The sequence below is a fragment of the Leucobacter ruminantium genome (genome assembly GCF_017565705.1).
Lineage (GTDB): Bacteria > Actinomycetota > Actinomycetes > Actinomycetales > Microbacteriaceae > Leucobacter > Leucobacter ruminantium.
On sequence record NZ_JAGDYL010000011.1, the window covers coordinates 18,307 to 30,677 of the forward strand.

Annotated in this window: 12 protein-coding genes; 4 read left to right on the top strand and 8 right to left on the bottom strand. The window is 70.9% G+C overall.

Features of this window, described 5'->3' with window-relative positions; all coding sequences use genetic code 11:
* Positions 1 to 76 precede the first annotated feature (76 nt).
* The 4 genes from J4H91_RS08130 to purM all read right to left on the bottom strand — a co-directional run bounded on the left by J4H91_RS08130 (position 77) and on the right by purM (position 4,481).
* Positions 77 to 361: a hypothetical protein gene (locus J4H91_RS08130; RefSeq protein WP_208045763.1), complete on the bottom strand. Its 285-nt coding sequence runs from the start codon at positions 359 to 361 to the stop codon at positions 77 to 79.
* A 68-nt stretch (positions 362 to 429) separates the two neighbouring features.
* Complete coding sequence (locus tag J4H91_RS08135; RefSeq protein WP_208045792.1) at positions 430 to 1,710, bottom strand: M18 family aminopeptidase; 1,281 nt, start codon at positions 1,708 to 1,710, stop codon at positions 430 to 432.
* Positions 1,711 to 1,778: 68 nt separating this feature from the next.
* Entirely contained in the window at positions 1,779 to 3,320 is a 1,542-nt protein-coding gene (locus tag J4H91_RS08140; protein ID WP_208045764.1) for a leucyl aminopeptidase family protein, read from the bottom strand.
* A 51-nt stretch (positions 3,321 to 3,371) separates the two neighbouring features.
* On the bottom strand, positions 3,372 to 4,481 hold the full coding sequence (purM, locus tag J4H91_RS08145; protein WP_208045765.1) for a phosphoribosylformylglycinamidine cyclo-ligase: 1,110 nt from the start codon (positions 4,479 to 4,481) through the stop codon (positions 3,372 to 3,374).
* A 141-nt stretch (positions 4,482 to 4,622) separates the two neighbouring features.
* Between purM and purF the strand changes: the two genes are divergently transcribed.
* A complete protein-coding gene (purF, locus tag J4H91_RS08150) occupies positions 4,623 to 6,083 on the top strand; it encodes an amidophosphoribosyltransferase (RefSeq protein WP_208045766.1) in 1,461 nt (486 codons plus the stop codon).
* Between the two features lie 107 nt (positions 6,084 to 6,190).
* Here purF and tatA read toward each other — a convergent pair whose 3' ends face one another.
* Both tatA and J4H91_RS08160 read right to left on the bottom strand, forming a co-directional pair.
* Positions 6,191 to 6,532 carry a twin-arginine translocase TatA/TatE family subunit gene (gene tatA / locus J4H91_RS15970; RefSeq protein WP_208045767.1) on the bottom strand — a complete coding sequence of 114 codons (342 nt, stop codon included), beginning with the start codon at positions 6,530 to 6,532 and terminating at the stop codon, positions 6,191 to 6,193.
* 34 nt (positions 6,533 to 6,566) lie between these two features.
* Positions 6,567 to 6,983, bottom strand: coding sequence for a hypothetical protein (locus J4H91_RS08160; RefSeq protein ID WP_208045768.1), 417 nt, complete (start codon positions 6,981 to 6,983; stop codon positions 6,567 to 6,569).
* 63 nt (positions 6,984 to 7,046) lie between these two features.
* Here J4H91_RS08160 and J4H91_RS08165 point away from each other — a divergent pair, with 63 nt between their 5' ends.
* Positions 7,047 to 8,606: a hypothetical protein gene (locus J4H91_RS08165; RefSeq protein WP_208045769.1), complete on the top strand. Its 1,560-nt coding sequence runs from the start codon at positions 7,047 to 7,049 to the stop codon at positions 8,604 to 8,606.
* Here J4H91_RS08165 and J4H91_RS08170 read toward each other — a convergent pair.
* Positions 8,548 to 8,952: a sterol carrier family protein gene (locus J4H91_RS08170; protein WP_208045770.1), complete on the bottom strand. Its 405-nt coding sequence runs from the start codon at positions 8,950 to 8,952 to the stop codon at positions 8,548 to 8,550. The genes J4H91_RS08165 and J4H91_RS08170 overlap by 59 nt on opposite strands.
* A 40-nt stretch (positions 8,953 to 8,992) precedes the next feature.
* Here J4H91_RS08170 and purD point away from each other — a divergent pair, with 40 nt between their 5' ends.
* A complete protein-coding gene (gene purD, locus J4H91_RS08175) occupies positions 8,993 to 10,258 on the top strand; it encodes a phosphoribosylamine--glycine ligase (protein ID WP_208045771.1) in 1,266 nt (421 codons plus the stop codon).
* A 42-nt stretch (positions 10,259 to 10,300) separates the two neighbouring features.
* On the opposite strand, the gene J4H91_RS08180 is transcribed toward purD, so the two are convergent.
* The gene (locus J4H91_RS08180; protein ID WP_208045772.1) at positions 10,301 to 11,278 is read right to left on the bottom strand and encodes an SRPBCC family protein; all 978 of its coding nucleotides are present in this window, start codon (positions 11,276 to 11,278) and stop codon (positions 10,301 to 10,303) included.
* 128 nt (positions 11,279 to 11,406) lie between these two features.
* Here J4H91_RS08180 and J4H91_RS08185 point away from each other — a divergent pair, with 128 nt between their 5' ends.
* Positions 11,407 to 12,315: a phosphoribosylaminoimidazolesuccinocarboxamide synthase gene (locus J4H91_RS08185; protein ID WP_208045773.1), complete on the top strand. Its 909-nt coding sequence runs from the start codon at positions 11,407 to 11,409 to the stop codon at positions 12,313 to 12,315.
* Positions 12,316 to 12,371: the final 56 nt, after the last annotated feature.

Below are 12,371 nucleotides of genomic sequence, written 5' to 3' on the forward strand. Positions count from 1 at the left end.
TCTTGGGTATCAGATAGGGAGCGGTCGGGCGCGCGGGTGCGTCAGGCGCCCCGCAGCGGCGCCCACTCGCGCGCTATCAGCCGCCGAGTGCGCGCTGCACGCGCTGCAGAGAGATATTCTCGTGCACGAATACACCGGAGCTCGTGCGCTGCTCGAAGTGGTATCCGAGGCGGCCCTGCGAGAGCAGGCCGATGAGATAGGGCTCGCTCGCATTCCACATCACCCATGTGGGCTGGCCGTACATGTTCGGCCCGAGGAAGGTGATCTCGATGTCCCGCCCGCCGATGCTCTGCACGCTGGGCATGAGCCGCTCGGTTGAGAGCGCGACGCTGGCGGCCGCCGTCTGCTGCATCTCACTCATAGCTCGATCCTAGCGAAATCGGGCCGTTCAGGGTAGGGATCGCCGCGAGGCCCGACCGTGCTTCGCGTTCAAGCGGCGGCGTAGAAGGCTCCGATCGCCCGCGCGAGACCGTGCAGGTCGTCGACGTGCGCGAGTTCGCGCGCCGAGTGCATCGACAGCAGCGGAACCCCGACGTCGACCGTGCGGATGCCGATGCGGGTCGCGGTGATCGGTCCGATCGTGGAGCCGCACGGCACCGTGTTGTTCGAGACGAATTCCTGCATCGGCACGTCCGCGGCGTCGCAGCAGCGCCTCCACAGCGCCGCGCCATGGGCGTCGCTCGCGTAGCGCTGGTTCGCGTTCAGCTTGAGCATCGGCCCGCCGCCCGCGAGCGGGCGCACGTGGGGGTCGTGCTTCTCGGCGTAGTTCGGGTGCACGGAGTGCCCCGCGTCGGCCGAGACGCACCAGGAGGCCGCGAGCGCGCGAGCGGTGTCTTCGACCGACGCGCCGAGGCCGGCGCGCAGTCGGCGCAGCACGTCTTCGAGGAACGGCCCCGAGGCGCCCGAGCGGCTGTTCGATCCGAGCTCCTCGTGGTCGAACGCCGCGAGCATCGCGATGGAGCCGGGTGCCGGTTCGGTGGCGAGCAGCGCCGCGAGCCCCGCTCCGACCGAACTCAGGTTGTCGAGTCTCGGCGAGGCGTACAGCTCGCCGTCGGCGCCGATGCGGGCGGGCGGCTGGGTGTCGTGCATGCGCACGTCGATGCCCGCGATCTCATCGGCTTCGACGCCCGCGGCCTCGGCGAGCATCTCGCGCAGCGAACGACCCCTGTCGACGGCGACGCCGATCACGGGCTGCACATTGCGCTGGCGGTCGAGGGCGAGCCCGGTGTTCGCCTCGCGGTCGAGATGGATGGCGAGCTGAGGGATCCTGGCGACGGCTCCCGTGCGCACGAGCCTCTCGGAGCCGTCCGCGGTGACGATGCGGCCGGCGAACTCGAGGTCGCGGTCGAGCCACGAGGTGAGGAGCGGCCCGCCGTAGATCTCGACGCCGACCTGCCGCCAGCCGTGGGCCGTGAAGTCGGGCCTGGGCTTGACCACGAATCCGGGCGAGTCGGTATGGCTGCCGAGCACGCGCACGGGGCTGTCGGGAGACAGCGCCTTCCCGGCCCGCCACGCGATCAGCGCGCCGTCGCGGCGCACGAAGCCGCGGGATCCGTCGGCGATCGCCTCCCACTCCTCCGTCTCGTCGTGGGCGGTGAAGCCCGCGGAGTCCAGGGCAGCCGCGAGCGCGGCCGCTGCGTGGAACGACGATGGCGAATCGCCGATGAACGCGGAGAGCGAGTCGATGTAGGCGTCGCGATCCTGCAGCAGGCGCTGCGGAGCCCGGGCGGTGCGACCGCCTCGACGCGAGCGGCGGGGCGCCGTCCCCGACGCCTCGCTCACGCCTCGGCTCCGTCGGCCGCCGGAACCTCGAAGGCCGCGGCGAACTCGGCGAGCAGCCGCGCACCGAATCCCGTCGACCCGACGGTGCGCCACAGGTCGTCGCTCTCGGCCTGCATCGTGCCCGCGATGTCGAGGTGCCCCCAGGGGGTGCCGTCGACGAACTCGTTCAGGAAGAGGCCCGCGAGGATCGCCCCCGCGTACTGGCCGCCGATGTTCGACAGGTCGGCCACGTTCGACTTCAGCTGGTCGCGGTAGCGGTGGTCGAGCGGGAAGCGCCAGATGTTCTCGTCGGTCGCGTCGGCGGCCTCCTGCAGCTGCTCCGCGATCGCGTCGTCGTTGGCGAGCATCACGGCGGTGCGCGTGCCGAGCGCCATCATCGCCGCGCCCGTGAGCGTCGCGATGTCGACGATCGCGTCGGGGCGGCGCCCGCCCACCGAGGTCTCCTCGGTCGCGAGCACGAGACCGTCGGCCATCACGAGGCGCCCCTCCGCGTCGGTGTTCTTCACCTCGACGGTCTTGCCGCCGCGGATGGTGAGCACGTCACCGAGCTTGGTCGCGCTGCCCGAGGGCATGTTGTCGGTGCACATGAGCCAGCCGGTCACGGCGGTCGTGGCGCCCAGGTCGCGCAGCGCCGTCATCGAGGAGAGCACGGCGGCCGCGCCCATCATGTCGAACTTCATGGCGGCGTGCATGGCGTTGGACGGCTTCAGGCTGATGCCGCCGGAGTCGTACATGATGCCCTTGCCGATGAGTGCGAGGTGCCCCTCGGGGTCGGCCGGGCGATACGAGAGCTTGATCATGCGCGGCTCTTCCACGCTGCCGGCGTTGACGCCGAGCAGGCCGCCGCAGCCGAGCTCCATGAGCGCTGCGCGGTCGAAGACCTCGACCTCGAGCCCGAACTCGGGGGCGAGACGCTCGGCGACCTCGGCGAGCTTCACGGCGCTCAGGTGACGCGGCGGCGTGTTGGCGAGGTCGCGGGCGATCCCCGCGGTGCGGGTGAGGATCAGCGCCCGCTCGACGCCGAATGCCGCGTCTTCCTCGTGCTCCTCGCCGAGCTGCAGCATGAGCTCCTCGAGCGCCACCGTCTTCGGGTCGCCCTTCAGCGCGTCATAACGGTAGCGGGCCAGCACGGCGCCCTCGACCGCGGCCTGCACCGCGACACCGGCGTCCCATTCCCCGGAGTCGAGCAGTTCCGTGAGGTCGACAGCGATGCGCGACGACTCCTTCGCGGCACGGGTGAAGGCGGCGACGGCGTCGCGCAGCTGCGCGTCGTCTTCGATGCCGTTCGCCCCCGTGCCCACGAGCACCCGCATCGGGGCGCCTGGCAGCACGAGGGTCTGGTTCTTCCCTCCGGCGAAACCCGCGGCCTCGAGCGCCGCGCGATCGAGATCGCCGAGCCCCTCGGGGAGCCCGCCCTCAGATGAGACGAACACCGCGGCGGCCGCGGCGTCGGTCGCCGGGCCGGACGAGATGCTGACGCTCGTGGAGTGGCCGAGAGAGGGGACGGGATCGAATGCGGGATCAATCACAACGCTCATGCGCTCAACCCTACTCGGGGCCGCCGACATTCAGCTCCCGACGGCGAGGGATCAGCCGGCGTAAGCGCCCACGAGGCGCACCGCGCCGCCGTTCACGCCCTTGGCGCCCTGCTCGAAGCCCGCGAGGTCGCGAGCCGAGGTCGAGACCGTGCCCGCGACCCAGGTGTCGAGGCCCTCGGCCGTGAGCGCCGCAGCGACCTGCGGGGCGCGGTCGGCCGCGACGACGGCGAACATGCCGACTCCGAGGTTCCAGGCGCCCTCGAGCGACTCGAGCGAGTGCCCGCCGAGATCGGCGAGATGCCTGAACACGGGCAGCGGCGACCACGAGGCGCGGTCGACTTCCACCCACGATCCCTCGGGGAGCACGCGGGCCAGGTTCGCGGCGATACCGCCTCCGGTGACATGGCTGAGCGAGTGGATGGCGCCGTCGAGCGAGGGATCCTCGAGCACGCGCAGCAGGGGCGCCGTGTAGAGCGCGGTGGGCGTGAGCAGTGCCTCGCCGTAGCTCGCCCCCAATTCGGCGGAGTGCTCTCCGTAGCCGATGCCGCGCTCGGCGAGGATGTGACGCACGAGCGAGAAGCCGTTCGAGTGCAGCCCCGAGGCGGCCATCGCGAGCACCACGTCGCCGTCGCGCACGAGCGCGGGCTGCAGCATGCGATCGGCCTCGACCACGCCCGTCGCGGCCCCCGCGACGTCGTAGTCGTCCGGACCGAGCAGGCCGGGGTGCTCGGCGGTCTCGCCGCCGACGAGAGCCGTGCCCGTGGCCTCGCAGGCCTCCGCGATCCCTCGCACGATATCGGCGATGCGCTCGGGCACCACTCGGCCGCAGGCGATGTAGTCGGTCATGAAGAGCGGCTTGGCGCCGACCACGACGATGTCGTCGACGACCATCGCCACGAGATCCTGGCCGATCGTGTCGTGCTTGTCGATCGCCTGCGCGATCGCGACCTTGGTGCCGACGCCGTCGGTCGAGGAGGCGAGCAGGGGCCGCCTGTAGCCGAGCAGCGCGGAGGCGTCGAACATGCCGGCGAAGCCGCCCACACCGCCCAGCACCTCGGGCCCGTGGGTGCGGCCGACGGCCGACTTCATCAGTTCGACGGCGAGGTCGCCCGCCGCGGTATCGACTCCGGACTGGGCATAGATCGACGCGTTTTCGCTCACCCCACCAGCGTACCGTGCCGGGCCGCTGCATCGGCTCCCGGAAGAGGCGCATTCCTCTCCCCCGCACACAGCGTCGTGTGGGACACTAGTGCCTGCGTCTGTCTGACGCTCCATCGCATCCCAGGGAGCATTCACACCAGCATGTGCGGCATCGTCGGCATCGTCTCATCCGAACCCGTCAACCAGCAGATCTACGACAGCCTGCTCCTCCTGCAGCACCGCGGTCAGGACTCGACCGGCATCGCGACCCTCGACGGCGACTTCTTCCACATGGTGAAGGCGAAGGGCCAGGTGCGCGAGGCGTACCGCACGCGCGACATGCGCAGCCTGCTCGGCAACGTGGGTCTCGGTCACGTGCGCTACGCGACGCGGGGCTCCGCCGCGGCCGAGGAGGAGGCGCAGCCCTTCTACGTCGGCGCCCCCTACGGCATCATCCTGGTGCACAACGGCAACCTCACGAACACCCGCGAGCTGACCGCCGATCTCTACAACGTCGACCGTCGCCACCTCAACACGCACTCCGACACCGAGCTGCTGCTCAACGTGCTCGCCAACGAGCTGCAGGCAGGCATCACCGGTCTCTCGCTCGACAAGAAGCAGGTGTTCGACGCGGTCTCGCGAGTGCACGAACGGGTCGAGGGATCCTACGCGGCCATCGCGCTCATCGCGGGACACGGGCTGCTCGCGTTCAGGGACCCCTACGGGATCCGCCCGCTCGTGCTCGGTAAGCGCAGCGGCGCGAACGGGCAGGACGAGTGGGTCGTCGCGTCGGAGTCGCTCGTGCTCGAATCGGGCGGCTACGAGATCGTGCGCGACGTCGAACCCGGCGAGGCGATCCTGATCTCCCCCGACGGCTGGATGTACTCCCAGCAGTGCGCGAAGAACCCGCGTCTCGTTCCCTGCGCATTCGAGTACATCTACCTCGCCCGTCCCGACTCCGTGCTCGACGGCATCTCGGTGTACGACGCGCGGCTGCGCCTCGGCGACGTGCTCGCCGAGGAGATCGCCGAACAGCTCGAGGGCGTCGAGATCGACGTCGTCATGCCGATCCCCGACTCCGCGCGCCCGAGCGCGATGCAGGTCGCGCAGAAGCTCGGCATCGAGTACCGCGAGGGATTCTTCAAGAACCGCTACGTGGGCCGCACCTTCATCATGCCGGGCCAGGCCGTGCGCAAGAAGAGCGTGCGCCAGAAGCTCAACGCGATGAGCACCGAGTTCAAGGGCAAGAACGTGCTGATCGTGGACGACTCCATCGTGCGCGGCACCACGTCGCGCGAGATCGTGGAGATGGCCCGTTCGGCCGGCGCGAAGTCGGTGATCTTCGCATCGGCCGCTCCGCCGGTCGTCTCCCCGCACGTGTACGGCATCAACATGCCCTCGCGGGCCGAGCTGATCGCGCACGGCCGCGAGCCGTCCGAGATCGCGGAGGCGCTCGGCGCCGACCACCTGATCTACCTGAGCGTCGAGGGCATGAACCGCGCCATCATGGCCGGTCAGGATCGCGTCACCGAGCTGGAGCAGAGCTGCTTCACGGGAGAATACATCGCGGGCAGCGTCGATGCCGAGTACCTGGCGTGGGTCGAGGCCACGCAGGAGAGCTGAGGGATCCGTCGCTCCTCTCGCGGGACGACGGACGCCGCCCGCACAGCAGAAGGGGCGCCGCACTGTTCAGTGCGGCGCCCCTTCGCGTTCGGAGCAGACGAGCGGGATCAGGATTCGTCGCGCTCGGCGGCCTTCGCGGCCTGCTGAGCCTTGAGCTCCTCGAGTTCGCGCTTCGCGGCCTCGGCCTCGGCGCGGGCCTTCGCGACCTCGTCCTCAGCCGAGGTCTGAGCGGGGACGGCGGGAGCCGCGGCACCGGTCTCGGACTTGACCGGCTCGGCCGATCCCTCGCCCGAGTCGTCCGAGGCCTCGTCGTTGCGAACCTCCTTCTTCAGGATCTTCATCGACTGCCCGAGGCTCCTCGCGAGACCGGGGAGCTTGGGCGCGCCGAACAGCAGGAGGATGATGAAGAGGATGATGACGAGGTGCCATCCGGTGAGGCCTTGCAGCATGCTGAGTTCTCTCCAGTTCGTTGAAGTCGATCGATTATCGCACGTCGGTCTGGATGGCCACCCCGGACCCTCGCCTGCGCCTGGCGGCGAGACCGAGGAGGAGCGCGAGCAGGCCGCCGACGCCGAGACCGATGGCCCCGCCGATCAGCGCCATGAATCCGACCACCTGCCCCATCGTGTACTCGGCGCCCTCCTCGATAGGGAATACGAGGCTGAGCAGCGTCGCGACGGCGGCGCCGAGCACGGCCCCGACCGTCAGCACGCGCCCATAGCGCACGGAGCGCTGCAGAGTCACCTCGCGGGTGGTCTCCTCGACGACGGGCTCGGGAGCCGCGTCGTGGGCCTGCGGGGCTTCGGGGGTCGCATCGGCTGCGGGAACGGAGCCGGCTCCGGGAACGACGGGGGCGGGCTCCGGCTGCGGGGGCTCCGCGGCGGAATCGGGCGTATGCATGCCTCCATTCTCGCAGGCCGCACTTGGGACTAGGCTCGAAGCCACGTTCGGGAGGAGTCGAGGATGAAGAGGTTCGCAGGGGCGGTGGCGGTGCTCGTCGCGATGAGCGCCCTGACCGCGTGCACGCCCACCGGGCCGGACCCCGACGCCGAACGCGCCGCGCAGACCTACGCCGACGAATTGCAGGGCTGGTCGGCCGAGCTCACCGCGGCCGTGCCGCTCGCGAGCACCTGGACGCAGGCGCAGATCGACGCGAAACCCGAGGTCGAGGAACTCCCCGAGGAGTTGGGCGTCGGCGAGGTGCTCGACGAGGCGCCCCAGCTGGAGGAGTTCGACGCTTCCGTGGCCGAACGCACCCCCGCGTACCGAAGGGCGGTCGCCGTCGCCGAGCAGGTCGACGGCGTTCTCGGCGAGCTGCGGAGCCTCGAGCCGGAGTCGGTGAAGCAACTCCGCAAGGCCGGCACCGCCGCCTTCTTCATCGGCTCCGACCTCTACTACGACACCTACGGGGGCCCGGCCCTGACGCGGGTGAATGCGTTCTCGGACGCTCTCGACGCGGGGATCATCTCCCCGGAAGGGATCAAGCTGCAGCGGGACGCCGAGATCGCCTTCGCACGGGACCGCATGAAGCTGCTCGACACCGCGGTCAAGTCGATGCAGAGCACTCGGAAGGGCGCCGACTACCCCGTGATCCCCGACAGTGCGATCGGCCGCTCGGTCGGCGCGTTCATCGTCGACTGGTACGAGGAGGATCGCGCGTTCGAGAAGCGAGCGCTCGCCGAGGTCGAGACGTGGAAGCAGCTGTCGACCGAGTACGGCGAGTTCTGGGGTGCGGAGCAGTACGGCTCGGCCTTTCGCGTGGCGATCGAGCACGCGGCAGAACTCCGCCCCGCGCACGCGGAGACCGTCGCCGCCCTCGCGGAGGATCTGCGGTCGGACCGCGAGCCGACGGCGTTCGCGGGCGACCCCTACCGCGCCCTGCTGCTGCAGGGGTACCTGCCGTGGGGCGACCCGGGCCAGGGTGTCGAGCAGACGGTGAACCGGCTGTGGATGCTGTGGCGCATCCGCGAGCTGGAGCACACCCCCGACACCGCCTATGAAGCGGCCCGCGCGGCCCTGCTCGAGGAGATCAACCGCGGCATCGCCGAGGACACCGTGCGCGACTACCGGGCGGGCGGCACCCGCGCGTTGAACGCCTTCAGCGCCATCACCGAGGCCGCCGAACGCGCACCCGGCGACGACGAGGACGAGCACTACGAGCGATTCTTCGAACGCCTGGCGGAGGCGATCTCCTTCGCCGAGGCGCTTCAGAAGGGGCCGATGATGGCCGAGGTGAGGAGCGGCTATGATGCCATGATCGAGGAGACCGAGAAGTCGCGGGACGATCTCCGCGCCATCGTCGAGAACCCCGACCCCGAAGAGCCCGATATCCTCGCCCAGTACGAGGTGAGCGTCGCCGTCGGCGATTTCCACGAGGGCCTGGAGGAGCGGCTCACGGAGGCGCTCACTCCGAGCCTCGCGATGCTCGACGACGATGCGGCGTTCTCGGAGAGGCTCGCGGAGCTCATCGAGGCGACGGATCCGGGGCCGGGCTCGTCGGAGGATCCGACGCCCGAAGCGTGAGCGGCAGCAGCCCGTCGAGGTTCGCTCGCGAACCCGAGGCCGTCACCCGGGCAGCGTCGAGCGCGGTCTCCCAGGCGAGGGATCCGGTCGCGAGGGCGACCCAGGTCGCCGCGTCGGTCTCGATCACATTCGGCGGGGTGCCGCGGGTATGTCGCGGGCCTTCGACGCACTGCGTGGCGCCGAACGGCGGCACCCGCACCTCGACCGTGTTGCCCGGCGCCCGCTCGGCCAGCTCCTCGAGCAGGTAGCGCACGGCCGTGGCGAGTTCGGGCCGCGCCGTGCTGCCGCCGAGCACGGCGGTGACCGCCGTCCGCCCGTCCTCGACCGGTATCCTCCGCTTCGCCATGCCTCCACCCTATGCGCCCCGCCCCCACTATCCTGGAACGGTGAAGATTCTCGTCCTGGGCCCGGGCGCCCGCGAACACGCTATCGTCCTCGCGCTCCTCTCCGAGGGCGCCGACCATGAGATCGTCTGCGCGCCCGGCAATGCCGGCATCGCGGCGAGCGGGGTGGAGACTCCCGCGCTCGCCTACACCGATCCCGTAGCCGTCGCGGCGTTCGTGAGGGATCGCGGCGGCTTCGACCTGGTGGTCGTCGGCCCCGAGGCGCCGCTCGTCGCCGGGGTCGCCGATCCGCTGCGCGCGGCCGGTGTGCCGGTCTTCGGCCCGGACGGCGCCGCGGCCCAGCTCGAGGGGTCGAAGGCATTCGCGAAGCGCATCATGGACGCCGCGGAGGTGCCGACCGGTCGCGCCGTGCGCGTCGCGGCCGTCGAGGAGGCCGGCGCCGTGCTCGACGAGTTCGGGGCGCCCTACGTGGTGAAGGCCGACGGCCTCGCGGCGGGCAAGGGGGTGCTCGTCACGGAGGACCGCGCGGCCGCGCTGGAGCACGTCGCGACGTGGGCCCCGCACGGCGACGTGCTCATCGAGGAGTTCCTCGACGGCCAGGAGGTGTCGCTCTTCTTCTTCGCCGACGGCCACGACGTGGTGCCGCTCACGCCGGCGCAGGATTTCAAGCGCGCGCTCGACGGCGACGAGGGCCCGAACACGGGCGGCATGGGCGCCTACACCCCGCTGCCGTGGCTGCCGGGCGGCGTCGATGCCTTCGTCGACGAGCTCACCCGCACCGTCGCGCTGCCGACCGTGCGGCAGCTGGAGGCCGAGGGCACCCCGTTCGTCGGACTGCTCTACTGCGGTCTCATCGTCACGTCGAAGGGCGTTCGCGTCATCGAGTTCAACGCGCGCTTCGGCGATCCCGAGACCCAGGTCGTGCTGGCGCGGCTCGAGTCCCCGCTGAGCCGGTACCTGCTGGCGGCGGCGCAGGGATCCCTCGCCGATCTGGCAGCGCCCGAGTTCTCGGATGAGCCCGCCGTGATCGTGGTCGTCGCGAGCGAGGGCTACCCGGGCGAGGTCGTGACCGGTCGCGAGATCACCGGCCTCGACGAGGCGGCGCGGGTGCCGGGCGTGCACCTGGTGCACGCCGCGACGGCTCGCACGGAGGGCGGCGGCTGGGTCGCGACGGGCGGCCGTGTGCTCGGCGTCGTCGCGCGCGGCGCGGATTTCGGGGAGGCCCGTTCGCGCGCCTACGAAGCGGTCGATCTCATCGGCCTCGAGGGATCGCAGCACCGCACGGACATCGCCGCGAAGGTCGCGTAGGCGCAGTCGCCAGGGCGCACCGGGAGACGGTGCGTCTTGGCGTCAGTCTCCGCGGATGAGGGCGTCGAAGTCGGGATCGCCCGTAGGCGAGTCGTCCTCGTCGTCATCTTCTGCGTCTCGGGGCTCGCCGTTCTCGGACTCCTCCTCTTCTTCGTGGGAGTCGTCTTCCCCGGGTTCGCCCGCGGCGGTCTCCTCGGGGGCGTCGTCAGCGGCATCGGAGCTCTGCTCCGCGGACGGCGCCGCCGGCACCTCGTCCTCGCGCGCCGCTTCGATCACCGAGGCCGAGATCTCGACCGTGTCGCCGACCTCGGCCTCGGTATCGACGTCGGTATCAACCGCCGAGTCCTCTTCCGCCACTGCGTCCTCGTCGTCCTCCGCGGGCGGAGTCTCGGAGCGGAGGGCGGCGGCGGGCTCGTCTCCGTCATCGGCGGCCGGAGTCGCGGCATCGCCGGATCCCTCATCGCCGTCTCCGGCATCGTCTGCGGCAGTGTCGTCGCCTTCGCCATCCGACGCGGCCTCATCGGCCTCGGAGACCGCCTCCCCGATGACCGGCCCGGGGAGCACGAGGGCTTCGAGGCCGTCGGCGCCGAGGGTCGCGTCGACCGCGGCCACCAGATCCGCGAGCAGCGTCTGCCACCCGTCGAGCGAGGCGGCGGCGCGCTCCGCCGGGAAGGGCAGCGAGTCGAAGCCCGTCTCGGTGACCGTGACACCGGTGTCGACGCCCTGAGAGCGCAGCGTGACGAGCACGGCGGTGGATCCCTCATCGCCGGCTTCGCTCCAGCGGAAGCCGACCGCGTGACCCTCGACCCAGACGTCGATGTCGCCCGAGGCGTCGCGGCTCACCGCGTCATCGCCCTCGCCCTCGCTCCAGCGCTCGACGACCTCGCCGCCGAGCCCCGACCCGAGCCGCACCTCCGGCCACCAGGCAGACCGCTTCCCAGGATCGACCAGGTACTGCCAGACCGTCTCCCTCGGCGCGCGCACCCGCGCCCTGGCAACGACCGGCCCCAGCGGAATCATAAGCGCTCTCCTTCGCCCTCGGACGACCAGCCCCGGGGGTCTGCTTCCTCTGCAATGACTGTATCCGCAAACCGCCGTTCCATACCCATTCCGCTCCTGGCATGTCGGGAAACGGAGCGCGTGGAAGAATGGTGGGCGTGACCACGCACTCCACTCCCCCGCAGCTCCCCGCCTGGCGCCACGTCTACTCGGGCAAGGTGCGCGACCTCTACGTTCCCGAGAACGGCTCCGAGGGCTACCTCCTCGTCGTGGCCAGCAACCGGGTCAGCGCGTTCGACCACGTGCTCGACCCCGAGATCCCGGGCAAGGGCGCGGTGCTCACCGCGCTCTCGCGGTGGTGGTTCGAGCGCATCGATCTGCCGAACCACCTGGCCGACGGCGCGGCCGACGCCCCCGAGGTGCCCGCCGAGGTCGCGGATCGCGCGATGCTCACCCGCAGGCTCGAGATGCATCCGGTCGAGTGCGTGGTGCGGGGTGCCCTCACCGGGTCGGGATTCCTGGAGTATCAGCGCACGGGCGCCGTCTGCGGCATCGAACTGCCCGCCGGTCTCGAGGACGGCGACCTGCTCGACACCCCGATCTACACGCCCGCCTACAAGGCGCCGCTCGGTGAGCACGACGAGAACATCACCTTCGAGCGCTCGGTCGAACTCGTCGGGTCTGAGACCGCGGAGGCTCTGCGCGACGCCTCGCTGCGCATCTTCACTCGGGCGAGGGATCTCGCGGCCGAGCGCGGGGTGATCCTCGCCGACACGAAGTTCGAGTTCGGCACCGATCCGCGAACGGGCGAGCTCGTGCTCGCGGACGAGGTGCTCACGAGCGATTCCTCCCGCTACTGGGATGCGGCGGCCTACGGCGACGAGTCTCTGCCGCGCGCGCAGCGGCTCGCCTCGTTCGACAAGCAGATCGTGCGCGATTGGCTCTCGGCCAACTGGGATAAGCAGGGCGAGCCGCCCGTGCTGCCCGACGAGATCGTCGCCCGCACCTACGAGCGCTACGCCGAGCTCTACGACCGCCTCACCGCCGCCGCCGCTTGAGCGAGTTTTCCTCCGCAGGTCCTCTTTTCGGGGCTGCCCGGTTCTCGACCAGCCGG